Source organism: Burkholderia sp. MSHR3999 (genome assembly GCF_000833595.1).
In the GTDB taxonomy this organism is placed as follows: Bacteria; Pseudomonadota; Gammaproteobacteria; order Burkholderiales; family Burkholderiaceae; genus Burkholderia; species Burkholderia ubonensis.
Genome location: NZ_JRFO01000005.1, coordinates 454560 through 479787 on the forward strand (window position 1 = coordinate 454560; position 25228 = coordinate 479787).

At 67.5% G+C, this 25228-nt stretch carries 22 protein-coding genes; 16 read left to right on the forward strand and 6 right to left on the reverse strand.

The window, feature by feature from the left end:
• Positions 1-138 precede the first annotated feature (138 nt).
• The 4 genes from KY49_RS15710 (at position 139) to KY49_RS15725 (ending at position 4538) form a co-directional block, all read left to right on the forward strand.
• Positions 139-441 (forward strand): co-chaperone GroES, encoded by a 303-nt coding sequence (locus KY49_RS15710; RefSeq protein ID WP_042585838.1) that lies wholly within the window; start codon positions 139-141, stop codon positions 439-441.
• Positions 442-506: 65 nt separating this feature from the next.
• A complete protein-coding gene (groL, locus tag KY49_RS15715; RefSeq protein WP_042585549.1) occupies positions 507-2129 on the forward strand; it encodes a chaperonin GroEL in 1623 nt (540 codons plus the stop codon).
• Positions 2130-2218: 89 nt separating this feature from the next.
• Positions 2219-4147 (forward strand): molecular chaperone DnaK, encoded by a 1929-nt coding sequence (gene dnaK, locus KY49_RS15720; RefSeq protein WP_042585550.1) that lies wholly within the window; start codon positions 2219-2221, stop codon positions 4145-4147.
• Positions 4148-4274: 127 nt separating this feature from the next.
• A complete protein-coding gene (locus KY49_RS15725) occupies positions 4275-4538 on the forward strand; it encodes a hypothetical protein (RefSeq protein WP_042585551.1) in 264 nt (87 codons plus the stop codon).
• 306 nt (positions 4539-4844) lie between these two features.
• Here the strand turns inward: KY49_RS15725 and KY49_RS15730 are convergent, their stop codons facing one another.
• The 5 genes from KY49_RS15730 to KY49_RS15750 form a co-directional block, all read right to left on the reverse strand.
• Positions 4845-6317, reverse strand: coding sequence for an NAD-dependent succinate-semialdehyde dehydrogenase (locus tag KY49_RS15730; RefSeq protein ID WP_042585552.1), 1473 nt, complete (start codon positions 6315-6317; stop codon positions 4845-4847).
• 106 nt (positions 6318-6423) lie between these two features.
• A complete protein-coding gene (locus tag KY49_RS15735) occupies positions 6424-6915 on the reverse strand; it encodes an Lrp/AsnC family transcriptional regulator (protein ID WP_010100337.1) in 492 nt (163 codons plus the stop codon).
• Between the two features lie 87 nt (positions 6916-7002).
• Positions 7003-8403 (reverse strand): aspartate aminotransferase family protein, encoded by a 1401-nt coding sequence (locus tag KY49_RS15740; RefSeq protein WP_042585553.1) that lies wholly within the window; start codon positions 8401-8403, stop codon positions 7003-7005.
• Between the two features lie 161 nt (positions 8404-8564).
• Positions 8565-9491 carry a 2-hydroxyacid dehydrogenase gene (locus KY49_RS15745; RefSeq protein ID WP_042585554.1) on the reverse strand — a complete coding sequence of 309 codons (927 nt, stop codon included), beginning with the start codon at positions 9489-9491 and terminating at the stop codon, positions 8565-8567.
• A 12-nt stretch (positions 9492-9503) separates the two neighbouring features.
• Positions 9504-10364: a GNAT family N-acetyltransferase gene (locus KY49_RS15750; protein WP_042585555.1), complete on the reverse strand. Its 861-nt coding sequence runs from the start codon at positions 10362-10364 to the stop codon at positions 9504-9506.
• Positions 10365-10386: 22 nt separating this feature from the next.
• Here KY49_RS15750 and KY49_RS37365 point away from each other — a divergent pair, with 22 nt between their 5' ends.
• From KY49_RS37365 to KY49_RS15810, 12 genes are all read left to right on the forward strand, one after another.
• The gene (locus KY49_RS37365) at positions 10387-10779 is read left to right on the forward strand and encodes a hypothetical protein (RefSeq protein ID WP_143134466.1); all 393 of its coding nucleotides are present in this window, start codon (positions 10387-10389) and stop codon (positions 10777-10779) included.
• A gap of 51 nt (positions 10780-10830) precedes the next feature.
• A complete protein-coding gene (locus KY49_RS15760) occupies positions 10831-11499 on the forward strand; it encodes a haloacid dehalogenase type II (RefSeq protein ID WP_042585557.1) in 669 nt (222 codons plus the stop codon).
• A gap of 440 nt (positions 11500-11939) precedes the next feature.
• Positions 11940-13532: an ABC transporter substrate-binding protein gene (locus KY49_RS15765; RefSeq protein ID WP_042585558.1), complete on the forward strand. Its 1593-nt coding sequence runs from the start codon at positions 11940-11942 to the stop codon at positions 13530-13532.
• Between the two features lie 79 nt (positions 13533-13611).
• Complete coding sequence (locus tag KY49_RS15770) at positions 13612-14565, forward strand: ABC transporter permease (protein ID WP_042585559.1); 954 nt, start codon at positions 13612-13614, stop codon at positions 14563-14565.
• Positions 14566-14595: 30 nt separating this feature from the next.
• Entirely contained in the window at positions 14596-15555 is a 960-nt protein-coding gene (locus KY49_RS15775; protein WP_042585560.1) for an ABC transporter permease, read from the forward strand.
• Positions 15555-17426 carry an ABC transporter ATP-binding protein gene (locus KY49_RS15780; RefSeq protein WP_042585561.1) on the forward strand — a complete coding sequence of 624 codons (1872 nt, stop codon included), beginning with the start codon at positions 15555-15557 and terminating at the stop codon, positions 17424-17426. Before KY49_RS15775 ends, KY49_RS15780 begins: the two co-directional genes overlap by 1 nt.
• A gap of 200 nt (positions 17427-17626) precedes the next feature.
• A complete protein-coding gene (locus KY49_RS15785; RefSeq protein WP_042585839.1) occupies positions 17627-18904 on the forward strand; it encodes an NAD(P)/FAD-dependent oxidoreductase in 1278 nt (425 codons plus the stop codon).
• Positions 18905-18929: 25 nt separating this feature from the next.
• On the forward strand, positions 18930-19361 hold the full coding sequence (locus KY49_RS15790) for a helix-turn-helix domain-containing protein (RefSeq protein WP_042585562.1): 432 nt from the start codon (positions 18930-18932) through the stop codon (positions 19359-19361).
• A gap of 90 nt (positions 19362-19451) precedes the next feature.
• Positions 19452-20195, forward strand: coding sequence for a cupin domain-containing protein (locus tag KY49_RS15795; RefSeq protein ID WP_042585563.1), 744 nt, complete (start codon positions 19452-19454; stop codon positions 20193-20195).
• A gap of 2 nt (positions 20196-20197) precedes the next feature.
• Positions 20198-21523: an NAD(P)/FAD-dependent oxidoreductase gene (locus KY49_RS15800; RefSeq protein ID WP_042585564.1), complete on the forward strand. Its 1326-nt coding sequence runs from the start codon at positions 20198-20200 to the stop codon at positions 21521-21523.
• A 48-nt stretch (positions 21524-21571) separates the two neighbouring features.
• On the forward strand, positions 21572-23041 hold the full coding sequence (locus KY49_RS15805) for an aldehyde dehydrogenase family protein (protein WP_042585565.1): 1470 nt from the start codon (positions 21572-21574) through the stop codon (positions 23039-23041).
• A gap of 68 nt (positions 23042-23109) precedes the next feature.
• A complete protein-coding gene (locus KY49_RS15810; RefSeq protein ID WP_042585840.1) occupies positions 23110-24309 on the forward strand; it encodes a M20 aminoacylase family protein in 1200 nt (399 codons plus the stop codon).
• Here KY49_RS15810 and KY49_RS15815 read toward each other — a convergent pair.
• Positions 24276-25220: a 4Fe-4S dicluster domain-containing protein gene (locus KY49_RS15815; protein WP_042585566.1), complete on the reverse strand. Its 945-nt coding sequence runs from the start codon at positions 25218-25220 to the stop codon at positions 24276-24278. The two genes, KY49_RS15810 and KY49_RS15815, sit on opposite strands and share 34 nt — an antisense overlap.
• Positions 25221-25228 lie beyond the last annotated feature (8 nt).

The following is a 25228-nucleotide window of genomic DNA, read 5'->3' on the forward strand; positions in this document are numbered from 1 at the left end:
CACCGCATTCGGAACGCGCCGGCGCGGACGTGCCGCTCGACGAGGCCGCTGCAGGAAACCTTTCCGGCCGGCGATCCCATTGCGTGCATGCCGGCATGCGGCCGAATCCCCATGGAACCTGACGATACGGAGCCAACCATGAAAATCTGCCCATTGCATGATCGGGTCGTGGTCCGGCGGCAAGAGCAGGAGCGCAGGACCGCAGCAGGCATCGTCATCCCCGACACGGCGGCCGAAAAACCCGACCACGGCGAGGTGATTGCCGTCGGCCCCGGCACGCGGCTCGAGGACGGCCGCCGTTGCGAACCGGACGTCAAGGTGGGCGACCGCGTGCTGTTCGGCAAATACGCCGGCACCCCCATCAAAATCGACGGCGAGGAGTTGCTGGTCATGCGTGAAGCCGACCTGCTGGCGGTGGTGACCGCGGATTCCGCTCCGTGAGAGCCTCGATGGCGGACCCATGGCGCGGCGTTGCGCTTTTCTGACATGTCGGGAGGAACCGGAAAATGGCAGCCAAGGACGTCAAGTTTCACGATCTCGCCCGCCAGCGCATTCTGACGGGCGTCAATCTGCTTGCCGACGCCGTCAAGGTCACGCTCGGTCCGAGGGGACGCAACGTCGTGCTCGAGCGGTCGTTCGGCGCACCGACGGTCACCAAGGACGGCGTGACCGTGGCGAAGGATATCGAACTGCTCGACCGGTTCGAGAACATGGGCGCGCAGATGGTCAAGCAGGTCGCCGCGAAGACCTCCGATGTCGCCGGTGACGGCACGACCACCGCCACCGTATTGGCTCAGGTCATCGTGCGGGAAGGCATGAAGTACGTCGCCTCCGGCCTGAATCCGATGGATCTGAAGCGTGGTATCGACCAGGCCACGGCGGTCGTCGTCGACGAGCTCAGGAAGCTCTCGAGAGCCGTGACGACCAGCAAGGAAATCACCCAGGTCGGCGCCATCTCGGCGAATGCCGACGAGGAGATTGGGCGAATCATCGCCGAAGCGATGGAAAAGGTCGGCAAGGACGGAGCGATCACCCTTGAAGAGGGGAAATCGCTGCAGAGCGAACTGGACGTGGTCGAAGGCATGCAATTCGATCGCGGTTGGCTCTCGCCGTATTTCATCACCGATCCCGAGAAGCAGCTCGCCGTGCTCGAGGAGCCGTACATTCTCGTGCATGACAGGAAGATCTCCAGCATCCATGACCTGCTGCCCGTGCTGGAAGCCGTCGCCAAGGCGGGCAAGCCGTTGCTGATCATCGCAGAGGACGTCGAGGGCGAGGCCCTGACCACGCTCGTGGTGAACTCGCTGCGCGGCATCCTCAAGACAGTGGCAGTGAAGGCGCCGGGCTTCGGCGATCGCCGCAAGGCGATGCTGGAAGACATCGCGACGCTGACCGGCGGCCTGGTGATTTCAGAGGAAACCGGCAAGCAGCTCGAGAAGGTCGCGCTGGAAGACCTCGGACGGGCCAAGCGGGTGGAGGTCGAGAAGGAGGCCACCACGATCATCGACGGCGCGGGTGAGCGCAAGACGATCGACGGACGCATTCAGGCGATCCGGCGTCAGATTGAAGAAACGACGAGCGACTTTGACAGGGAGAAGTTGCAGGAGCGCATCGCGAAGCTGTCCGGGGGCGTCGCGGTCATCAAGGTCGGGGCGGCCACCGAAGTCGAAATGAAGGAGCGGAAGGCGCGCGTGGAGGATGCGCTGCACGCGACGCGGGCGGCCGTCGAGGAAGGCATCGTTCCGGGCGGCGGCGTCGCGCTGTTGCGCGCTCGCGCGGCGCTCAAGACGCTGCGCGGTGCCAACACCGACCAGGATGCCGGCATCCGAATCGTGCTGCGCGCGCTGGAGGAACCGCTGCGCCAGATCGCGTCGAACGCGGGCGAAGAGCCTTCGGTCGTGCTGAACCGGGTGCTGGAACAGACCGGCAACTTCGGCTGGAACGCGGCTTCCGATACCTATGGGGACTTGATGGAGATGGGCGTGGTCGATCCGACGAAAGTGACGCGTACGACCCTGCAGAATGCTGCGTCAGTCGCCGGGCTGATCCTCACCACTGACGCGGTGGTGGCGGAGTTGCCCAAGGAAGAAGCGCGACCCGTCGCACCATCGCACGAGATGGAGTATTGACTTGATCGAGAACGCGCGGCATGCGGCACGGCGCAACGGAGCGAAATTCACGAGGACATTCCCCGAACCAGAGCGAGCGAGTGAACACCATGGGCAAGATCATTGGCATCGACCTCGGCACCACGAACTCGTGCGTGGCGCTGATGGACGGCAATCAGGTCAAGGTGATCGAAAATTCGGAAGGCGCGCGCACGACACCGTCGATCGTCGCCTACATGGACGAGGGCGAGGTGCTCGTCGGCGCGCCGGCGAAGCGCCAGGCCGTGACCAATCCCAAGAACACGCTGTTTGCCGTCAAGCGGCTGATCGGCCGCCGCTACGAGGAAAAGGAAGTGCAGAAGGACATTGGCCTGATGCCCTTCAGAATTTTCAAGGCTGACAACGGCGACGCATGGGTCGAGGTGCAGGACAAGAAGCTTGCTCCGCCGCAGGTTTCGGCGGAGGTGTTGCGCAAGATGAAGAAGACCGCCGAGGATTACCTGGGCGAACCCGTCACCGAAGCCGTCATCACGGTGCCCGCCTATTTCAATGACAGCCAGCGCCAGGCGACCAAGGACGCGGGTCGCATCGCCGGCCTCGAAGTGAAGCGGATCATCAACGAGCCGACCGCGGCGGCGCTCGCGTTCGGCCTGGACAAGCAGGAAAACCGTGACCGCAAGATCGCCGTGTTCGACCTCGGCGGCGGCACCTTCGACATCTCCATCATCGAGATCGCCAACGTGCAGGGCGAGAAGCAGTTCGAAGTGCTGTCGACCAACGGCGACACGTTCCTCGGCGGCGAGGACTTCGACCAGCGCGTCATCGACTACATCATCGGCGAGTTCAAGAAGGAGCAGGGCGTCGACCTGTCGAAGGACGTGCTCGCGCTGCAGCGCCTGAAAGAGGCCGCGGAGAAGGCCAAGATCGAACTCTCGTCGACCCAGCAGACTGAAATCAATCTGCCGTATATCACGGCCGACGCGAGCGGTCCCAGGCATCTCACGCTGAAGCTCACGCGGGCCAAGCTCGAAGCGCTGGTCGAGGATCTGGTCGAGCGCACGATGGAGCCGTGCCGCATCGCGATCAAGGACGCGGGCGTCAACGTGTCGGACATCGACGACGTGATCCTGGTGGGCGGCCAGACCCGCATGCCACGGGTGCAGGACAAGGTCAGGGCGTTCTTCGGCCGCGAGCCGCGCAAGGACGTCAACCCGGACGAAGCCGTGGCCGTGGGCGCGGCCATCCAGGGCGCGGTGCTCACAGGCGAACGCAAGGACGTGCTGCTGCTCGACGTCACCCCGCTGTCGCTCGGCGTCGAAACGCAGGGCGGCGTGATGACGAGGATGATCGAGAAGAACACCACCATCCCGACCAAGTTCTCGGAGATTTTCTCCACCGCGGACGACAATCAGCCCGCAGTGACGATCAAGGTCTATCAGGGCGAGCGTGAGATGGTCGCCGGCAACAAGCTGCTGGGCGACTTCAGCCTCGAAGGCATTGCGCCCGCGCCGCGCGGCGTGCCACAGATCGAGGTGACGTTCGACATCGACGCGAACGGCATCCTGCACGTGTCGGCCAAAGACAAGGCGACCGGCAAGGAAAATCGCATCACCATCAAGGCAAATTCAGGGCTGTCCGAGGAGGAAATACGGAAGATGGTGAGGGATGCCGAGGCCCACGCCGCTGAAGATCACCGGATGCGTGAGCTGGCCGACGCGCGCAACCATGGCGATGCGCTGGTGCATAGCACGAAGAAGGCGCTCACCGAGTACGGCGACAAGCTGGAGGCGGGTGAGAAGGAAAAGATCGAAGCCGCGATCAAGGAGCTCGAGGGGGCGCTCAAGGGATCCGACAAGGCCGAGATCGACGCCCGGGTGCATGCGCTCGCCACGGCCTCGCAGAAACTCGGCGAAAAGCTGTATGCCGACGCGCAGGCGGCCGGAGGCTCAGGCGGCCCGACCGGTCAGGAAGCCGATGGCGCGACCAAAGAGGACGATGTGGTGGATGCGGAGTTCAAGGAGGTGAAGACAAAGCGGTAAGCGGCAGCAAAGTCATGCTTCGGCTCGATTCCAGGCTTGGACGAACCGATACCCGGCACGAACATCTCGTAATGGCCAGTCCGCCCGTTCGTCGTTGCGGCGGACACGATTTCCATGTTTGTCGACCATGAAGCTGAACCTGACGATTGATTCCAAGCCTTTGAGCATTGAGCTTGATGACGTAATCGCCGGGCTGCTGGCGGTGCGGCTGGACGCGCCTTCGGAAGGCGACGCCATGCGCAATGCGATTTCCCGTCATCTGAGCGACGTCGGCGGTCCATGGCTGCTGGATGAGGACCACATGCGCAATCGCATCCTGCGCCGTCTCATTTTGGAAATCGCCGATCCGGCGCTGGTCGTTCGGTATCTGATGATCGAGCAGCCGCAGTAGGTTTTCGTGCGAAACGAAACGCGGAGGCAGAAGCTGCACGTCGACGCACGCTGTCGGGATATAAGCGGCGATCACGATCGAGGTGTATATGAGCGACAGATCCTCTCGGTCTGGCATAGCCGGCGATGGCAAATCGATGATCGAACGCACCCGCAGCCCGGCCAGCGACTCGGTGCGCAGAACGTGACCGTCCGCGATGCCCTCGATGCCACTTGCCGCACGCAATTCCGGTACGACGCGGCAGCCGCCAGCGGACGAAGTAGTCATGCGGCGAGAACGCAAGGCGGCGCGAGGATTCGGCTGGATTCAATCGAGCCCGCCCTGGCACAGGTACTTGATCGACAGGTAATCGTCGAGTCCGTAGCGCGAGCCTTCGCGACCATAGCCCGATTGCTTCACGCCGCCGAACGGTGCGGCCTCGCTCGCGAGCGCGCCTTCGTTGATCCCGACGATGCCTGTTTCGAGCCGTGCCGACACGCGCGCGATGCGCCGCACATCCTGCGTGTAGAAATACGCGGCGAGCCCGAACGGCGTGTCGTTCGCGGCGCCGACGGCCTCGTCCTCGGTATCGAAGCGAAACAACGCCGCGATCGGGCCGAACGTTTCCTCGCAGTTCAGTTGCATGTCGGCGGTGGCGTCGGCGAGCACCGTCGGTGCGTAAAAGTTCGGGCCGAGTTCGGCCAGACGCTTGCCGCCGGCGAGCACGCGCGCGCCGCGCTCGATCGCGTCGCCGACGTGGCGCGCGATCTTGTCCACCGCACGCGCGTTGATCATCGGGCCGATCTGCGCGGCCGGGTCGGTCGCCGGCGCGACCTTCAGCGCGGCGACGCGCGCCGCGAGCTTCGCGGCGAACGCGTCGTAGACGCCGGCCTGCACGTACACGCGATTCGGCGACACGCAGGTCTGACCGCCGTTGCGGAACTTGGCAGCCATCAGCCCGTTGACCGCGGCATCGAGTTCCGCATCGTCGAACACGATGAATGGCGCATTGCCGCCGAGCTCCAGCGACAGCTTCTTCAGCGTCGCCGCCGACTCGCGTGCGAGCAGCTTGCCGACGGGCGTCGATCCGGTGAACGTGATCTTGCGCACGCGGTCGTCGGCGAGCCAGTCGGCCACGGCATCGATGCCGCGTTCGCGCGACGCGGCGATCAGGTTCAGCACGCCGGGCGGCACGCCGGCTTCCTGCGCAAGGAAGGCCAACGCGAGCGCGGTCAGCGGCGTGTCCTCCGCCGGCTTCGCGACGACCGTGCAGCCGGCCGCGAGTGCGGGCGCGATCTTGCGCGCGATCATCGCGAGCGGGAAATTCCACGGCGTGATCGCGGCGACGATGCCGATCGGCTCCTTCACCGCACTGAGCCGCTTGCCGCGCTGCTGCTGCGGAATCAGGTCGCCGTACGTGCGCGTCGCTTCCTCGGCGAACCACAGCACGTACGACGCGCCGTAGGCGACTTCGCCGCGCGCTTCGGCGAGCGGCTTGCCCTGTTCGCGCGACATCAGCTTCGCGAGGTCGTCGGTGTGCGCGACGATCGCCGCGTGCCACGCACGCAGGATCGCGGCCCGTTCGCGAGCGGGCGTTGCACGCCAGGCGGGCAGCGCGCGCGCCGCCGCGTCGGTCGCGGCGCGCGCGTCGGCGGCGCCGCTGTCGGGTGCGTGGGCAACGGTCTCGAGCGTCGCCGGATCGGCGACGTCGAAACGGCGGCCGTCGAGCGCATCGCGCCATGTGCCGTCGATCAGGTTGGCGGTGCGCAGCAGTTCGGTTCGGGACAGCGTAAGCGGCATGACAGGTCCTTGGATGGAGCGATTCGGTGAAGACGGCAGCGGCACGCGCGCGACTACCCCGCGCGGACAGCGGGCCGCCGCGTTCGTGGATGCCGCACGCCGTCCGTCAGTGACGTTCGCCGAACAGCGATTCGAGCGGGTAGTGCCGCTTGACGAACGGTGACTTGATGATCACGTAACTGAAGTATTTCTCGATGCCGATGTTCTGCTCGAGCAGCCCTTCGACGATCGTCTGGTAGTGGCTCACGCTGCGCGTGACGAACTTGAGCAGATAGTCGTAGCCGCCGCTCGCGAGATGGCACTCGACGATCTCGTCGACATTGCGGATCGCCGCGACGAACCGGTCGAAGTCCTCGCGCCGGTGGTCGGCCAGCGTGACCTCCGTAAACACGACCTGCACATCGCCGAGCTTCTCGAGCTGAATGTGCGCGCCGTACCCGCCGATGTAGCCGGCTTTCTCGAGCCGCTTCACGCGGATCAGGCACGGGCTGGGCGACAGCCCGACGGCATCGGCCAGTTCGACGTTGGTCATGCGCCCGCGCTTTTGCAACTGGGAAAGAATGCGCAGGTCGATCCGGTCTAGCTTGCTGTCCGTCATGTTCGCGTCAGAAGGCATGAATGGAATGTCTGGTTACTTTAGAGTCGAACGGTGGCCGCCACAAGCCCCGCTTTCCCCTTGTCCGGCTCACGCGGGCTGCGTGTGCGCGGCGTCGAGCGCGCGCTGCACGCTTGCGTCGGCCAGCACGTCGTCGAGCGTCTTGCGCACGCGCTCGAACATCAGGTCGAACTCGCCCGCGGTGAAACTCAGCGCGGGGGCGAAACCGAGCACGCCGTCGCCGAACGCGCGGAACACGACGCCGTTCGCGTAAGCGGCCGCCGCGATCTTGCCGGGCACGTTCAGCGCCGGCGCGAAGCGCGCCTTGCACGCCTTGTCGGCCACCAGTTCGAGCGCGCCGAGCAGGCCGGCCGAGCGCGCGTCGCCGACCAGCGGGTGGGCGCGCAGCGCGTCGAGGCCTGCCGCGAAGCGCGGCGCCATCGCCTGCCCGTTCGCGAGCAGCCCGCCGTCGTGATAGAGCTTCAGCACTTCGAGGCCGATCGCCGCGCTGACCGGATGCGCGGAATACGTGTAGCCGTGGCCGACCACGGCCGTATCGGCGCGGCTGCCGGCGATCCCTTCGTAGATTTCGTCGGACATGAGTACCGCGCCCATCGGCGCATAGCCGGCGGTCAGCCCTTTCGCGACGGTCATCAGGTCCGGTTCGACCCGTTCGGTCTCGCACGCGAACAGCGGCCCCGTGCGGCCGAAGCCGGTGATCACCTCGTCGGCCACGAACAGGATGCCGAGGCGCCGGCACGCGTCGCGCATCGCCTTCAGCCAGCCGGCCGGCGGCACGATCACGCCCCCGGAGCCTTGCACCGGCTCGCAGAAGAACGCGGCGACATTGTCCTCGCCGAGTTCGGCGACCTTCGCTTCGAGCGCGGCGACCGACGCGGCGATCAACGCCTGCGGATCGTCGCCGAGCGGGTGGCGATACGGGTAGGGCGACGGGATGTGATGCTGGTCCGCGCGCGGCAGGTCGAAGTGACGGTGGAACGCGGGCAGCGCGGTGAGGCCGGCGCCGATCGACGACGAGCCGTGATAGCCGCGCTCGAGCGCGATCATCTGCTTTTTCGACGGGCGGCCGGTCGCGTTGAAATAGTGCGTGATGAAACGCACGGCGGAGTCGATCGCATCCGAGCCGCCGAGCGTGAAATACACGCGGTTCAGCGACGGCGGCGCCAGCGCCGCGAGCCGTTCGGCCAGCTCGATCGCGGGTTGCGAGCCGAAATGGAAATAGCCGGTCGCGTAGGGCAGCTTCGCCATCTGCTCGGCGGCGGCCTTCACGATGCTGTCGCGGCCGTAGCCGACGTTCACGCACCACAGGCCCGAGAACGCATCGAGCAGCGTGTGGCCGTCGGCGTCGCGCAGGAAGACGCCGTCGGCGGAGTCGAGCACGGTGACGCCGCGCGCCTCGTGCGCACGATAGTTGACGACAGGGTGGATCAGGTGTTGACGATCGGCTTCGATCAGCGCGGCTTGGTTCATGGCAGGGCGGGACTCTCGTCGGGTGTCAGCGTTGAGGTCATGCTACCGGGCGAGGAATCCGCACGCGTCTTCAATTTGCGGCCTGAAACGTACGAAAGCGGTGTTTGCACGGGCCGCTTCGGCATTTTCTGCTGCGCGCCCCGCCGGGCCGGCCGCACGCGTCAGTAACCGCGCGCGCGATCGACGACGCCGATCATCGGTTGCCCCGCGCGATGTCGCGCGAGGTTCGCGAGCACGGCATCGACGGCGGTGTCGGGCCGCGTCGCGCTGGCGACGTGCGGCGTGATCCGGATGCGCGGATGCGTCCAGAACGGATGGCCAGCCGGCAAAGGTTCGGGGTCCGTCACATCGAGGATCGCGCTGTCGAGGCGGCCGCTGTCGAGTGCCGCGAGCAGCGCGGCCGCATCGAGCTGCGGGCCGCGCCCGACCTGCACGAGCGACGCGCCGGCCGGCAGCGCGCCGAACACGCGCGCGCCGAGCAGCCCACGCGTGGCGTCGGTCAGCGGCAGCAGGCAGATCAGGATGTCGGTGCGGGCCAGGAAGGTGTCGAGCGCCGCGTCGCCCGCGTAGCAGTCGATGCCGTCGAGCATGCGCGGCGTGCGGCTCCAGCCGGCGCACGGGAAACCGAAGCGCCGCAGCGTGTCGAGCACGGCCTGCCCGAGCGTGCCGAGCCCGAGCACGCCGACGCGTCGCGACGCGGCCGCGCGCACCGGCTTCTCGCGCCACGCCTGCGCGCGTTGCTGCGCCGCATAGTCGAACAGGTCGCGGTGAATCGTCAGCACGGCCTGCGTCACGTATTCGACCATCCCGTCGACGATGCCGGGCTCGACCATCCGCACGACCGGGATATGCGCGGGCACGCGCGACAGGTCGAATTGATCGATGCCGGCGCCGACCGAAAACACGATCTCGAGATTCGGCAGCAGCGCGACCGGATCGTCGGGCGGTTGCCATGCGGCGAGGTAGCGCACCGCGCGCGGATCGCCGATGTCGGGCCAGATCCGGAACGCGAGGTCGGGCGCCTGTTGCGCGAAGCGCTGCGCCCATTGCGCGCCGCGCACCGGGTCGGCCTTGTAGAGGAAGCTCATCGCGCGTGCCGCTCAGCCGAGCGCCTGGTTGACGATGGCGAACGTGCGCAGCGCCGGATCGCGGGCGGGCGCCGCGCCGCGCGCCATCGCGACGACGGTATCGACGCGCGGCAGGCCGAGCCCCTGCAGCCAGTCCGACAGCCCGCTGTCGCCCGGCACGTCGAGGCGCACGAACATGCCTTCGTGCAGCGCAAGCCAGTGGCTGATCAGCGCCTGCGCGCGCAGCGCGTCCGGCGCGACCACCGGGCCGATCACGTGGCCGCGGCCGAAGCGGCGGAACAGCGCGAAGCCGAGCAGTTCGCCGTCGCGATCGAGCGCGATCCCGTTGGCGACGCCGAGCAGCGCATCGATCACCGCGTCGCGCGGGTAGCCGGCCGCGCGCGAGGCGAGCGCGGCGAGACGCGGGCCGTCGGTGGTGCCGAGCGGCCGCAGGCGCTCGCCGGGCGGCAGCGAGATCAGCGGCGGCTGGAACGCGGCGCCCTGGTGCTGGTCGATCGTGCCGATCGCGTCGAAGCCGAACTTCACATAGAGCGGCTCGCCGGCCGGCGTCGCATGCAGGAACACGGTCCGCGCGCCGAGGCTGTCGACCACGCGCGCGAGCAGCTCGCGGCCGATGCCGCGGCCCTGGCGCTCGGGCGACACGATCACCATGCCGAGCGATGCGTGCGACTCGCCGAAGCGCCAGCCGAGCGCGGTGCCGACGACGCCGGCTTCGTCTTCGGCGACGAAGCCGCTGCCGAGCTGGAATGCGAAGCGCCAGTCGTCGAGCCGGTGCGGCCACTTGACCGCCTCCGACAGCCGGTGCGCGGCGGGCAGGTCGGTTTCGGCGAACGGGCGATAGGTAAGCGTGCTGGAAGGATTGAGGTCGGCCACGCCGGACTCCGGATGGGTAGGAATGACGTATCGACTCTGCCAGCGCCGTTGCGGCGCGGATAGGACGATTCGCCTGTTTTCCGGCGTCGGCGGGCGGTCGCGCGAGATCGACGCAAACCGGCCCGATCGGCACGGGCGAACGCGCGCTACGTGCCGGCGAGGCCCGTCATTCCGACAGCTTCTGCTGTGCGAATGCCACTACGATGAAAACGCGGTGGCGCTGCCGCTTGCCGGCGAGCCTCGCCGGGCCACGACCGCGTTGCGGTTTCGCGAAGCCGCCGGCCGGCGCCGCAGCGCCGCGCGCGATCGCGCCGCAGATCGTGCTGCCCGCGGCCTGCAACACGCGGCGATTCTGCGTTCCGAACGGCGTCGAACGATGCGCGACGGATTTTTTGCCCTGATTCAATTTCGTTGAACCCAGCCCGTCCCCGGCCCTGCCGGGGCTTCACACCGACAGGAAGTCACCATGATCCAATTTGAACCGAAGTTCATCACGTTCGACTGCTACGGCACGCTCACCCGTTTCAGGATGGCCGACATGGCGCGCGAGGTCTATGCGGACCGGCTGTCGCCCGTCGCACTCGAGGAATTCGTGCGCGCGTTCGCCGCCTACCGGCTCGACGAGGTGCTCGGCGCGTGGAAACCGTATCGCGACGTCGTCGTCAACGCGATCCGGCGCACCTGCGCGCGGGTCGGCACGAAGTTCGACGAAGCCGAGGCCGAGCGTTTCTATCATGCGGTGCCGACGTGGGGCCCGCATCCGGACGTGCCGGCGGGCCTGTCGCGGCTGGCCACGAAGTACAAGCTCGTGATCCTGTCGAACGCATCGGACGACCAGATCATGAGCAACGTCGACAAGCTCGGCGCGCCGTTCCATGCGGTGTTCACCGCGCAGCAGGCGCAGTCGTACAAGCCGCGGATGCAGGGCTTCGAATACATGTTCGGCAAGCTCGGCTGCAAGCCGGAGGACGTGCTGCACGTGTCGTCGAGCCTGCGCTACGACCTGATGACGGCCGAGGATCTCGGCATCAGGCACAAGGCGTTCGTCAACCGTGGCCACGAGCCCGGCACGCCGTTCTACAACTACTACGAGGTGTCGGACATCGGCCACCTCGCGACGCAGCTCGGGTTGTAAGCGCCGCGCTGCCTGCTGCCGGCCCGCCGCGATGCCCGGGAAAACCCGCGCACGCGGCAGGTCGTCGGCATCGGAAGGTCACATGGGCCTTGCGCATCGTCTCGTGTACCCGCTAGGGCTTCGACAAGACGGGCAATCCTCTGAACTTTCATGCGGCAGTCCTGGATGGCGTCCGGCAGCGTGCACGCGCCGCGCCCGATCAGGATGTTCCGCTCGCTTCGACCGCCGCCGGGGCACGCAGCAAATCATGCTGCGCAGGCGGCCCAAAACGGTCGAATCGTATTGTGTAGCCGCCCCGAATCGCGACAACCCGCATTTTGGCGATGCTTAAATGACCTCAATGCGCACGACGTCGAGCCCGACACCAGCAGGCGGACGCGACGGGATTCTCGAACCACGCTGGACCCCAGGACCCACTTTCACAGTCAGGAGCAGTTCGGATGAGCGACGATATCGACAACGGCGGCGGCGGCGGCAAGGGCGGCTTCACGCGCCGCGACATGATGCGGGTCATGGCGGCGAGCGGCATGATGGCCGTCGGCGGCGGCGGGCTGCTGATGGACGCGCAGTCGGCGTTCGCCGCGCCGGCGCCCAAGCGCGGCGGCAAGATCCGGGTCGCGAACGAATCGAGCTCGACGGCCGATACGCTCGACCCGGCCAAGGGCTCGACGGGCGCCGACTACATTCGTTTCTTCATGTTCTACAGCGGCCTCACGCAGCTCGACGCGAGCCTGACGCCGCAGATGAATCTCGCGCAGTCGCTGCAGACCACCGACGCGAAGACGTGGATCATCAAGCTGCGCAAGGGCGTCACGTTCCACGACGGGAAACCGGTCGGGCCGGCCGACGTGGTGTTTTCGCTGATGCGCCACAAGAGCGCGGCCACCGCGTCGAAGGTCAAGCCGCTCGCCGATCAGTTCGCCGATGCGAAGGCGAGCGGCCCGGACGAAGTCACGCTCACGCTCGCCAGCGCGAACGCCGATCTGCCGGTGATCCTCGCGACGCCGCAGCTCGTGATCGTCAAGGACGGCACGACCGACTTCAGCACCGGCATCGGCTGCGGCCCGTACAAGCTGAAGTCGTTCAAGCCGGGCGTGTCGACCGTCGGCGTGCGCAACGACAGCTACTTCAAGCCGGGGATGCCGTACCTCGACGAGATCGAGCTGATCGGCATCAGCGACAGCGCCGCGCGCCTGAACGCGCTGCTGTCGGGCGACGTGCACCTGATCAACGCGATCGATCCGCGCTCGACGCAGCGGGTCGCGTCGACGCCGGGCTATGCGCTGAAGGAAACCAAGTCGGGGCTCTATACCGACCTGATCATGCGCAGCGACAACCCGCTGACCGCGAACCCCGATTTCGTCGAGGGGATGAAGTACCTGTTCGATCGCGAGCAGATCCGCTCGGCGGTGTTCCGCGGCTACGCGGTGATCGGCAACGACCAGCCGATCCCGCCGGGGCATCGCTACTTCAACGCATCGCTGCCGCAGCGGCCGCACGATCCGGACAAGGCGAAGTTCCTGTTCCAGAAGGCGGGCGCACTGGGCGCCGCGCTGCCGCCGATCTATGCGACCTCCGACGCGAACGGGTCGATCGAAATGGCCGTGCTGCTGCAGCAGGCCGGCCAGAAGATCGGGCTGAACCTGCAGGTGAACCGCGTGTCGGCGGACGGCTACTGGTCGAACCACTGGATGAAGCATCCGCTCGGCTTCGGCAACGTCAATCCGCGCTCGAGCGCCGACGTGCTGTTCACGCAGTTCTTCAAGTCGGACGCGCCGTGGAACGAGTCGGGCTGGAAGAACGCGAAGTTCGACCAGTTGCTGCTCGCCGCACGATCGGAAACCGACGACGCGAAGCGCAAGCAGATGTACGGCGACATGCAGGTGCTCGTCGCGCAGCAGTGCCGGGTCGGCATTCCGGCCTTCATCAGCTTCCTCGACGGCTACGACAAGCGGCTCGCGGGCCTCGGTTCGATCCCGACGGGCGGGATGATGGGCTTCATGTTCGCCGAGCACGTGTGGTGGAACGCGTGACGCCGATGCGTGCCGCCGCCGCGCGGCCGGTGCGGTCCACCGCCCCGGTCGCGCGCGACTTTTCACGGAGTGCCGCTTCATGAATCGAATCCTGCTCGGGCTGATCGGCCGGCGCATCGCGGTCACCGCGCTGACGCTGCTGATCGTGTCCGCGATCATCTTCACGATCACGAACCTGTTGCCGGGTGACGCCGCGCAGGCCGCGCTCGGCCAGTCCGCGACGCCGGAGACGGTCGCCGCGCTGCGCCGGCAGTTCGGCCTCGACATGCCGGCCCACGTGCGCTACCTGCACTGGCTCGCGGGGCTGCTGCACGGCGATTTCGGCCGCTCGCTGTCCGGCGACATGCCGGTGTCCGAGATGATCGGCGGACGCCTGCCGAAGTCGCTGACGCTCGCGGCGATCACGACGGCCGTGTCGGTGCCGATCGCGCTGCTGCTCGGCATTCTCGCCGCGGTCAAGCGCGAGTCCGCGATCGATCGCGCGATCAGCCTCGGGACGCTGTCGCTCGTCGCGACGCCGGAATTCCTGATCGCGACGGTCGCCGTGCTCGTGCTGGCCGTGAAGCTGCACTGGCTGTCCGCGCTGTCGTACAGCGGCCCGATCGAAAGCCTGCACGATTTCCTGCGCGCGTATGCGATGCCGGTGCTGACGCTGTGCGCGGTCGTGATCGCCCAGATGGCCCGGATGACGCGCGCCGCGGTGATCGAGCAACTGAGCGCGTCGTATGTCGAGATGGCCGTGCTCAAGGGCGCGAGCCCCGCGCGCGTCGTGCTGCGCCATGCGCTGCCGAACGCGATCGGTCCGATCGCCAATGCGATCGCACTGAGCCTGTCGTACCTGCTCGGCGGCGTGATCGTCGTCGAGACGATCTTCAACTACCCGGGCCTCGCGAGCCTGATGGTCGATGCCGTCGGCAACCGCGATTTCCCGCTGGTCCAGGCGTGCACGCTGATCTTCTGCGTCGCCTATTTGACGCTCGTGCTGTTCGCCGACCTGTGCTCGATCGTGTCGAACCCGAGACTGCGGACCTGAGCGTCCCGTCCTCCTTCCGAGATGCCGCCCATGCACCCGACCGACCCCGTTCAACGCAGCAGCGCGCTGCCGCCGTCCGGCGATCAGCCCCCGCCGTGGGGCGGCACGACGCCGCCCGCCGCGCCCGCCCCCGACCAGCCGCGCAGGCGCCGCGCCGCGCGCGTCAAACTGACGAGCGGCGGCCGCGTCGGCCTGTCGATGGTCGGCCTGATGCTGTTCATCGCGGTGTTCGCGCCGCTGCTCGCGCCGCACGACGTCGGCGCGATCGTCACGCCGGACGTGTTCGCGCCGTTCAGCGCGAAGCTGCCGTTCGGCTCGGACTTCCTCGGCCGCGACATGCTGAGCCGGATCCTGTACGGCACGCGGCTGACCGTGCTGCTCGCGCTCGCGGCGGTGCTGCTCGCCGCGCTGACGGGCACGACGCTCGGGCTGCTCGCGACCGTGTCGGGCCGCGCGGTCGACGAGACGATGAGCCGGCTGCTCGATGCGCTCACGTCGATTCCGTCGAAGATGTTCGCGCTGATGTTCGTCGCCGCGTTCGGTTCGTCGCTGCCGCTGCTGATCCTGACCGCCGCGGTGAGCTACATGCCGGGCTCGTACCGGATCGCCCGCGCGCTGGCCGTAAACATCAGCACGCTCGAGTTCGTGCAGGTCGCGCGGGCGCGTGGCGAAAGCGCGCTGTACATCGCGTGCGTCGAGATGCTGCCGAACATGATCCACCCGATGCTGGCCGATACCGGGCTGCGCTTCACGTTCGTCGTGCTGCTGCTGAGCGGCCTGAGCTTTCTCGGGCTCGGCGTGCAGCCGCCGTACGCGGATCTCGGCTCGCTCGTGCGCGAGAACATCGCGAGCCTCGGCGACGGCTCGGCCGTCGCGATCATGCCCGCGGTCGCGATCGCGATCCTGACGGTGGGCGTCAACCTGTTGATCGACGGCCTGCCGCATCGCGGCCGCCGCAAGGGCGCGGCCGGCGCCGCGGGAGGGCACTGATGCGACACGAATCGAACCCGCTCGTCGAGGTGCGCGGGCTGCGCGTGGTCGGCGGCCGCCCGGGCGATGCTGAAACGACGATCGTCCACGACGTCGACTTCGAGATCCGGCGCGGCGAGGTGCTCGCGCTGATCGGCGAATCGGGCTCCGGCAAGACGACGATCGCGCTGTCGCTGATGGGCCATGCGCGTGCCGGCTGCCGGATCGCCGGCGGCTCGGTGAAGCTCGGCGGCACGGATGTCTGCGCGCTGCCCGCACCGGCACTGGCCGCGCTGCGCGGCCGCAAGGTCGCATACATCGCGCAGAGCGCGGCCGCCGCGTTCAACCCGTCGCGCACGATCCTCGACCAGGTGATCGAGAGCGCGCTGATCCACAGGACGATGACGAAGCGCGATGCGCAGGCGAAGGCGGTCGAGCTGTTTCGCGCGCTCGCGCTGCCCGAGCCCGAGACTATCGGCAAACGCTATCCGCATCAGGTGTCGGGCGGCCAGCTGCAGCGGCTGATGGCCGCGATGGCGCTGATCACCGATCCGGAGCTGGTGATCCTCGACGAGCCGACCACCGCGCTCGACGTGACCACGCAGATCGACGTGCTGCAGGCGTTCAAGAGCGTGATCCGGCGCTACGGGATGAGCGCCGTGTACGTGTCGCACGATCTCGCGGTGGTCGCGCAGATGGCCGACCGGATCGTCGTGCTGAGCGACGGTGTGATCCGCGAGGTCGGCGATACCGGGCAGATCCTGCATGCGCCGACGCATCCGTATACGCAGAGCCTGATCGCGGCCGTCACGCCGACCGACGCCGAGCGCGACGGCAAGCCTGCGCCCGCTGCGCCCGCGCCGCTGCTCGAGGTGCGCGGCGCGATCGCCGGGTATGGCGGACGCACCGCGAAAGGCTGGCCGTCGAAGGTGATCCTGCACGAAGTGGACCTGCGCATCGGGCGCGGGCAGACGGTCGGCGTGATCGGCGAATCGGGCTCGGGCAAGACGACGCTCGCGAAGGTGATCGCCGGCCTCGTGCCGGCGACGGGCGGGCAGATCCTGCTCGACGGCGAGCCGCTTGCGCTCGATACGGCCAAGCGCACCAAGGAGCAGCACCGCCGCGTGCAGATCGTGTTCCAGAACGCGGATACCGCGCTGAATCCCGTGCATACCGTCGAGCGCACGCTCGCGCGGCCGCTCGCGTTCTATCACGGGATCAAGGGTGCGCGTGCGCGGCGGCGCGTCGCCGAACTGCTCGAGCTCGTGCGGCTGCCGCAAGCGGTTGCCGGGCGGCGCACCGGCGAGCTGTCCGGCGGGCAGAAGCAGCGCGTGAACCTCGCGCGCGCGCTCGCGGCCCAGCCCGACCTGATCCTGTGCGACGAGGTCACGTCGGCGCTCGACACCGTGGTCGGCGCCGCGATCATGGAGTTGCTGCGCGACCTGCAGGCGCAGCTCGGCGTGTCGTACGTGTTCATCACGCACGACATCGCGAAGGTGCGCGCGATCAGCGACGACATCGTCGTGCTGTACGCGGGCCGCCGCGTCGAGACGGGCAGCCGCGACGCGCTGTGCGCGCCGCCTTACCACCCGTACTCGCACCTGCTCGTGTCGTCCGCGCCGGAGCTGCGCACGGGCTGGCTCGACGATGCGGCCGAGCGCTGCCACCGGCCGCTCGTGCCGATCGGCGCGAGCGCCGACGACGCCGAGCTGTGTCCGTTCCTGTCTCGCTGCGCGATGCGGGTGGACGGCGTGTGCAACCGGAGCGCGCCCGCGCTGCGCACGCTCGAGAACGGCGCGCAGGTGTTGTGCCATCGCAGCGAGGAAGACCTCGCGCGCTTCCAGGCCCAACCGGCGGAGGGCGTCGCGCCGGTGCAGCCGGTGCGCCAGTAGCGTGCCGCGCCATTCATTCATCGCGGTCGCCGGGCGCGGCGAGCGGCCTTCCGCATAGTGTGCTGCGGTGGTCGTGCAAAACGGTGAATCGTGCGCGCGCCGTGCGCGAATACGCGGCAACTGCGCTTTTGGACGGTGGTTAAATGGCTTTCAATGGGCGATCGCCGATCGCTGTCGACACAATGCTCGAGAAGGATCCGATGAAATTCGACTCGTACTGGCTGGATACCCGCCCCGCGTTTCGTGCCGGCTGCGAAGGGCCCGTCGAAGGGCGCGCCGACGTGGCCGTGATCGGCGGCGGCTTCACCGGCCTGTCGGCGGCGCTCGCGCTTGCGCAGCGCGGCGTATCGGTGGTCGTGCTCGAAGCCGCGCAAATCGCGGGTGAAGCGTCCGGCCGCAACGGCGGCCAGTGCAATACCGGCGTCGCGCAGGACTACGCGTCGCTGGTCGCGCGGATCGGCGCCGAACCCGCAAGGCAGTTCTATCGCGCCTACGAAAGCGCGGTGAGGAGCGTCGAGGCGATCGTTGCCGAACATGCGATCGACTGCGATTTCCGGCATGCCGGCAAGCTGAAGCTCGCCGCGAAGCCGAAGCATTTCGAGGGACTGGCGAAGACGTTCGACGTGCTGCGGCGCGAAGTGGACCCCGACATCGAACTGATCGAGCCGTCGCGGATCCGCGATGAGATCGCCTCCGACGGCTTCCACGGCGGGCTGTTGCAGCGCAACGGCGTGCAGATGCACATGGGCAAGTTCGGCGTCGGCCTCGCACAGGCGGCCGTGCGGGCGGGCGCGCGCATCTACGAGCAGGCGGCCGTCACGCGGCTCGAACGGATCGAGGGCGAGCGCCACGCGATCACCTGCACGCGCGGCACGCTCGTCGCCGATCGCGTGCTGGTCGCGACCGGCGCGTCGCAACATGGCCCGTTCGCCTGGTTCCGGCGGCGCATCGCGCCGGTCGGCAGTTTCATCGTCGTCACTGAGCCGCTGCCCGACGCGCAACTGAACCGGCTGTTCCCGCACCGCCGGGCGTACGTGACGTCGCGCCAGATCGGCAACTACTTCCGCGTGACACCCGACAACCGGCTGCTGTTCGGCGGCCGCGCGCGCTTCGCGATGTCGAGCCCGCGCTCCGACGCGAAAAGCGGCGAGATCCTGCGCGCCGGCATGGCCGGCTATTTCCCGGAACTGGCCGACGTGCGGCTCGATTACTGCTGGGGAGGGCTGGTCGACATCACCGCCGACCGGCTGCCGCGCGCGGGCCAGCACGACGGGCTCTATTACTCGATGGGCTATAGCGGCCACGGCGTGCAGATGTCCGTGCACATGGGCCGCGTGATGGCCGACGTGCTGTACGGCGCGGCGGCGTCGAATCCGTGGCGCGAGCTCGACTGGCCGGCGATGCCCGGCCATTTCGGGCACGCGTGGTTCCTGCCGTTCGTCGGCGCGTATTACCGGATGCAGGATTTCCTGCACTGAAGCGGCTGCCCCGGGAGGATTCGACATGACCACACGATTCGTTTGCCCGCTCCATGTCCCGCGGCCCGTATCGCCGGCGATCGGCGACGTGCTGCGCACGATCGATGCATCGTTCGCGCAGCCGCTGAACCTCGACACGCTCGCGGCAGTGGCCGGATTGAGCGTGTCGCGTTTCACCGCGCGCTTTCGCAGCGAAGTCGGGTTGTCGCCGCATCGATATCTGTGTCTGGTGCGCGTGCGGTGTGCGCAGGACTTGTTGCGCGCCGGTCTGGCGCCTTCGGTCGTCGCGACCGAGGTCGGATTCTTCGATCAGAGCCATCTTTGCCGGCATTTCCGGCGGGTGCTCGGGATCACGCCGCGCGATTACGTGATCGCGCGGCCGGGTGGCGCGCCGGCGCGAACGTCGTCGATGCGCACGCGCGCCGAACGCCGCGAAGGGTCGTGTCACGTTGCGTAGGCGCAAGCGCGGACGGTGTCCGCGAACAACGATTTCCGATACCGTGCGACGGGTTCTCGACAACTTCGTCGCGCACTGGCAGGAGCAGAAATGACCGCAGCTTTCGTGTTGCATCGTGCCGACAGCACGGCTAATACAACCAATACAACCGCCTTCCGCACGCAGGCGTTCGGCGAGCGCGATCCTTTCGCGCGACATCGGGAGATCGCGTGGGAAGGGCCCGACTCGATGGCCGCCGGGCGTATCCGTTTCGTTGGCAAGCTCGACGTCCCGAGTTATCCGCACATCGAAACGATCGTCGTCGTCGAAGGAGCGCTGACGCTCGAAGCGGCGGGAGCCGCGCCGTTGGTGCTGGGCCCGGGGGAGGGCGCATTCATCGGCAGCGGCACGGCGCTTCGCGTCGCCGCGCAATCGCGCGTGCTCGTCATGTTCTGCGCTGCCGCGTGCGCGAAACCGACGAAGCGCGGCCTGTTCCCGCTGCGCGCAGACGCCGACTTCAAGCCCTCTGCCTCGCTGCCGGCAGAGGTGCTGCTTGGCCCCGCACCGCAATGCCGCAGCGACAACGTCTTCATCGACGACGGCGCCGAGTACTGCGCGGGCACGTGGGATTCGACGCCCTATCACCGGATCGTTCGCCCGCATCGCGTGAACGAGTTCATGTTCCTGCTGGCCGGCAGCGTACGGTTCGCCGGGCCCGACGGCAGCGTGCTGTCGCTCGGCGCCGGCGACGCGCTGTTCGTGCCGCGCGGCGCATCGATCGGGTGGGAAAGCAGCGAACGCGTGGCGAAGTTCTACGTCGTGCAAAACGTCCGCGTATCAACCGAACGAGACTGAACATGTCCCCTCCGCTGCGCCATATAGAAACTTCACCCACGCTGCCTGCCGCGGCCGATGTCGTCGTGATCGGCGGCGGAATCATCGGCGTCTTCACTGCGTACTACCTGGCCCGGCGCGGGGTGTCGGTCGCGCTGGTCGAGAAGGGGCGAATCGGGGCCGAGCAGTCGAGCCGCAACTGGGGCTGGTGCCGGCAGCAGAACCGCGACGAGCGTGAATTGCCGATGGCGAGCAAGAGCATCGATCTGTGGGAACGATTCGCCGCCGAATCCGGGGAAGACACGGGCTTTCATCGCTGCGGGCTGCTGTATCTGAGCAATGACGAGGCCGAGCTGTCCCGCTGGGCCAGTTGGGGCGACTTCGCGAAGACCGCGGGCGTGACGACGTACATGCTCGACAGCAAGCAAGCCGGCGAGCGCGGGCGCGCAACCGGGCGGCCGTGGAAAGGCGGCGTTTTCTCGCCGAGCGACGGCACGGCCGATCCGGGGAAGGCCGCGCCGGCCGTGGCAGCCGCACTGATGAAGCTCGGCGGCAGCGTCCACCAGCGCTGCGCGGCTCGCGGCATCGAACTCGAGGGCGGGCGCGTCGGCGGCGTCGTCACGGAAGCCGGCGTGATCAAGACCAGGACGGTCGTGCTCGCCGGCGGCGCGTGGGCATCGTCGTTCTGCCGCCAGCTCGGCGTCCGTTTCCCACAGGCGTCGATCCGTCAGTCGATCCTGAGCGTGTCGCCGGTCGAACAGCGCTTGCCGGATGCGCTGTACACCTCCGGCGTGTCCGTTACGCGCCGCGGCGATGGACGCTACGCACTCGCCATCAGCGGCCGCGCGCGCGTGGACGTGACGCCGCAGTTCCTGCGATTCGCCCCGCAGTTCGTGCCGATGTTCGCGAAGCGCTGGCGGAATCTTCTTCCGGGCGGCCTCGAAGGCATGCGCGGCGGCCACGAAACGCTCAAGCGGTGGCGGCTCGATGCGCCGACCCCGATGGAGGCGGTGCGCATTCTGGATCCGAAGCCCGATATGCGGACGGTCACCGAAACGTACCGCCGTGCCGTCGAACTGCTGCCCGAACTTCGCGAAGCGACGATCACGCACGCATGGGCGGGGTTCGTCGACAGCACGCCGGATGGCGTCCCGGGCATCGGCGAAGTGCCGGGCGTGCCGGGATTGATCCTGGCGGCGGGTTTTTCCGGGCACGGTTTCGGCATTGGCCCGGGCGCCGGTCACTTGATCGCGGATCTTGCCACGGGCGCGCAACCGATCGTGGACCCGATACCGTATCGGCCGAGCCGGTTCGGCGATTCCGCATGGGGCAAGGTTGCCGATTTCTAGTTTGAGGCCGTCTCGCGGCGCATGGCATCGACTCAAGGACACCCTCCAATGAATTCACCCATCGATTCACCGGTCCGTCACCTGATGGAAGCGGGAAGGCTCGATCGTTTCTACATCGACGGCGGTTGGGTTTTGCCTGACGGCGGCGACCGATTCGCGGTCGTCTGTCCGTCCACGGAAGACACGCTGTGCGAAATCCCGCTCGGCAACGCGCGCGACGCCGATCGCGCGGTGCAGGCCGCGCGCAATGCTTTCGAGCGCTGGGCCGTGACGTCGCCGCAGCAACGCGCCGCGCTGCTCGACCGCGTTCACGCGTTGATACTGGAGCGTGCCGAACGGTTTGCCATGGCGCTCGCGATGGAAATGGGCGCGCCGATCAGCTACGCACGCGCTGCTCATGTGCCGCTCGCGGCCGAACATATCCGGGTCGCGCGCGACAATCTGGCCAGTTATCCGTTCCGGACACGGCGCGGGACAACCGCGATCGTGCGTGAGCCGATCGGCGTCTGCGCGCTGATCACACCGTGGAACTGGCCGATCTATCAAATCACCGCGAAGGTCGGCCCGGCGCTCGCGGCAGGCTGCACGGTGGTGCTGAAACCCAGTGAGCTGTCGCCGCTCAGCGCGTTGCTGTTTGCGCAAGTGATCGCCGATGCGGGCGTGCCCGAGGGCGTGTTCAACCTGGTGAGCGGCAGCGGAACGGAAGTGGGCGCGTCGCTCGCGTCGCACCCGGAGGTCGACATGGTTTCGATCACCGGGTCGACGCGTGCCGGCGTGCTGGTTGCGCAAGCGGCGGCGCCGACCGTCAAGCGCGTCGCGCAGGAGCTTGGCGGCAAGTCGCCGAACATCGTATTGCCCGATGCGGACCTGCAGCGTGCCGTCGCGCCGGGCGTCGCCGCCGCGTTCCGGAACATGGGCCAGTCGTGCAGCGCGCCGACCCGGTTGATCGTGCCGCGCAGCGTCCTGGGCCGCGTCGAGGAACTGGCCGTCGCGGCCATGGACCGGATGGTGGTCGGCGATCCGTTCGCCGAGGCGACGACACATGGCCCGCTGGCCAATCGCGCGCAGTTCGGTCGGGTCGCGCAGATGATCGACGCGGGCATCGACGAACGGGCGAAGCTGCTCGCCGGCGGCCCCGGGCGGCCGGCGGGATTCGATCGGGGTTTCTATGCACGGCCGACGATCTTTTCCGACGTCCGCACCGACATGACGATCGCGCAGCAGGAGATCTTCGGCCCGGTCCTCGCGATCCTTCCGTACGACACCATCGACGAAGCCGTCGCCATCGCGAACGACACGGTTTACGGGCTTGGCGCACATGTGCAGGGCACCGACAAGGAAAGCGTGCGCGCGGTGGCTGCGCGCATCCGGTCGGGGCAGGTGCACCTGAACTACCCGGTATGGGACCCTCAGGCTCCGTTCGGCGGGTACAAGCAGTCGGGCAACGGCCGCGAGTACGGGATCGAAGGGATGGAGGAGTACACGGAGATCAAGTCGATCCTGGGCTTCTACGATTGAAGCAGCCGCTGCGCGCGAACGCGGCGCAGTACAGAATGGAAGCCGTCTACTTTCCGAAGGTGCCGAAATTGGAATACCCCGACATTCCCGAGACGTCTCTGAAAGCACATTGCGCACACTGGGCGGCCTTGCGCCGCGATCTGCATGCGCATCCCGAGTTGCGATTCGAGGAACACAGGACGGCCGACGTCGTTGCCCGGGAGCTTGAAGACCTCGGCTATGCGGTGTCGCGCGGGCTGGGCGGCACGGGCGTCGTCGCGAGCCTTCCCGGTGCGGACCCCGGGCGCGGAATCGTGCTCCGTGCGGATCTGGATGCGTTGCCGATCCAGGAAGCCAACGACTTCGCACACGCATCGTGCGCGCAAGGGGTCATGCATGCGTGCGGGCATGACGGGCATACCGTCATGTTGCTCGGGGCCGCACGCGTCATGAGGAGCCTGCCGCAGTTGCCGGGCACGGTTCATTTCGTGTTCCAGCCAGGAGAAGAGGGCGGCGCGGGCGCGCGGAAGATGATCGACGACGGGCTGTTCGAGCAATGCCCGACGGAAGCGGTATTCGGCATGCACAACTGGCCCGGTTTGCCGGCCGGGCATTTCGGGTTGCGCACGGGGCCGATCATGGCCGCGGGCTCCCGGTTCAGGATCACGGTAACCGGCAAAGGCGCGCATGCGGCGCAGCCGCATCTGGGCGTCGATCCCGTCCCGCTCGCATGTTCGATGGTGCTGCAGTGTCAGACCATCGCTGCGCGGCACAAGGATCCCGTGGATCCCGCCGTCATTTCCGTCTGCATGTTCCATGCGGGAACGACGGACAACGTCATTCCGGACAGCGCCGAGCTGCGCGGGACGATCCGCACGCTGTCGTCTGCACTGCAGCAACAGCTGCAGCGCGACGTCCAGCTCATGTGCGAGGGGCTGGCCCGCGCCCATGGCGCGCAAGTCGACGTCGAATTTTTTCAGTACTATCCGGCGACGGTCAACACGCCGGCCGAGACCGCACTCTGCGAAGCGGTGATTCGCGAGACGTTCGGCGACGAACGCCTTTGCCCCGACGTGCCGCCGAACATGACGTCCGAAGACTTCGGCTTCATGCTGGAGGAGCGCCCCGGCGCTTACGTGCTGATCGGCAATGCGCCGGCCGAAACGGGCGCGCCGGCGCTGCATCACCCGAAATACGATTTCAACGACGACATCATTCCGGCCGGCGTCCGGTATTGGGTTGCCCTGGCACAGGGTTACTTCAGGCGTTCGTCGGGAACGCGTGCCTGACGTCCATCGCGTCGTGATGCCGGAGCACATACGGTGTCCGGCGAACTCGACACTGTCGAGTGGGCCGAGCGGCTCTGACCGAGCCTGATCTCGCCCAGGTACGCGCTGTCGCCCAATTCGCACTCGCGCCAAGCGTTGCCGAGGGCATGTCGGATTATGACTCGGTAGCGGCCGCTGCCCTTGGCCAGGCCGTCGAACCGGAAATCGCCGAAGCCGTCCGAGACGGTTTCGGCTACCTGCAGATTGCCTACATATAAGGCGACGGCCGCATCCGTGACACACTCGACCACGTTTCCTGCCTGGACGCTGACACTTCCGCCGACGAAGCACGTTTCCCAGCGCTCAAGGCCGCTATACCACACGCGGGGCTTCGTGCCCAGGTTGGGTCGCAATACCTTGAGTCCCTCGCGCCGGGCCTTCTCGGCCATCGCCGTGTCATCGACCTTGACCGTCTCGAAGACATCGGTGGGGCACGACTGCTGACAACGCGGGCGGGACCAACCCTGGTCGAGCAAATGAGCATCGAAGATCCAGATCTGGGGCAGTTGCAGTTCTTCGTTCCAGACGATCGCCTTGTAGGGGCACGCCTTCACGATGTCTTTTCGGCCTCGCGCCTTGTCCGGATCGATGATGACGATGCCGTCGGCGCGCTTGCGAATGGCGCTACCGCCCACCCGCATGCAGGGCGCGTCGTCGCAGTGGTTGCACATGACCGGCAGATAAGTGGTCTCGATCATGTGCGAATCACCCTGTATACGACGCAGGATGCGGATGGGGCTCTCGGCGCTGGCCGCGGCGGGCGCCGCGTAACCGGGGAAGTCATTGCCGACGTGCTCGTCCCGCGCGGCGATCACGCAGTTCTGGCAGTTTTCGCAACGGCCGACTTTGATAATCAGGTTCCACTTGCTCATCTGAAATT

Coding starts and splice junctions, on each gene's coding strand:
- KY49_RS15710 (WP_042585838.1), top strand. CDS start 139: ATGAAAATCTGCCCATTGCATGATCGGGTCGTGGTCCGGCGGCAAGAG.
- groL (WP_042585549.1), top strand. CDS start 507: ATGGCAGCCAAGGACGTCAAGTTTCACGATCTCGCCCGCCAGCGCATT.
- dnaK (WP_042585550.1), top strand. CDS start 2,219: ATGGGCAAGATCATTGGCATCGACCTCGGCACCACGAACTCGTGCGTG.
- KY49_RS15725 (WP_042585551.1), top strand. CDS start 4,275: ATGAAGCTGAACCTGACGATTGATTCCAAGCCTTTGAGCATTGAGCTT.
- KY49_RS15730 (WP_042585552.1), bottom strand. CDS start 6,317: ATGCCGCTTACGCTGTCCCGAACCGAACTGCTGCGCACCGCCAACCTG.
- KY49_RS15735 (WP_010100337.1), bottom strand. CDS start 6,915: ATGACGGACAGCAAGCTAGACCGGATCGACCTGCGCATTCTTTCCCAG.
- KY49_RS15740 (WP_042585553.1), bottom strand. CDS start 8,403: ATGAACCAAGCCGCGCTGATCGAAGCCGATCGTCAACACCTGATCCAC.
- KY49_RS15745 (WP_042585554.1), bottom strand. CDS start 9,491: ATGAGCTTCCTCTACAAGGCCGACCCGGTGCGCGGCGCGCAATGGGCG.
- KY49_RS37365 (WP_143134466.1), top strand. CDS start 10,387: ATGACGTATCGACTCTGCCAGCGCCGTTGCGGCGCGGATAGGACGATT.
- KY49_RS15760 (WP_042585557.1), top strand. CDS start 10,831: ATGATCCAATTTGAACCGAAGTTCATCACGTTCGACTGCTACGGCACG.
- KY49_RS15765 (WP_042585558.1), top strand. CDS start 11,940: ATGAGCGACGATATCGACAACGGCGGCGGCGGCGGCAAGGGCGGCTTC.
- KY49_RS15770 (WP_042585559.1), top strand. CDS start 13,612: ATGAATCGAATCCTGCTCGGGCTGATCGGCCGGCGCATCGCGGTCACC.
- KY49_RS15775 (WP_042585560.1), top strand. CDS start 14,596: ATGCACCCGACCGACCCCGTTCAACGCAGCAGCGCGCTGCCGCCGTCC.
- KY49_RS15780 (WP_042585561.1), top strand. CDS start 15,555: ATGCGACACGAATCGAACCCGCTCGTCGAGGTGCGCGGGCTGCGCGTG.
- KY49_RS15785 (WP_042585839.1), top strand. CDS start 17,627: ATGAAATTCGACTCGTACTGGCTGGATACCCGCCCCGCGTTTCGTGCC.
- KY49_RS15790 (WP_042585562.1), top strand. CDS start 18,930: ATGACCACACGATTCGTTTGCCCGCTCCATGTCCCGCGGCCCGTATCG.
- KY49_RS15795 (WP_042585563.1), top strand. CDS start 19,452: ATGACCGCAGCTTTCGTGTTGCATCGTGCCGACAGCACGGCTAATACA.
- KY49_RS15800 (WP_042585564.1), top strand. CDS start 20,198: ATGTCCCCTCCGCTGCGCCATATAGAAACTTCACCCACGCTGCCTGCC.
- KY49_RS15805 (WP_042585565.1), top strand. CDS start 21,572: ATGAATTCACCCATCGATTCACCGGTCCGTCACCTGATGGAAGCGGGA.
- KY49_RS15815 (WP_042585566.1), bottom strand. CDS start 25,220: ATGAGCAAGTGGAACCTGATTATCAAAGTCGGCCGTTGCGAAAACTGC.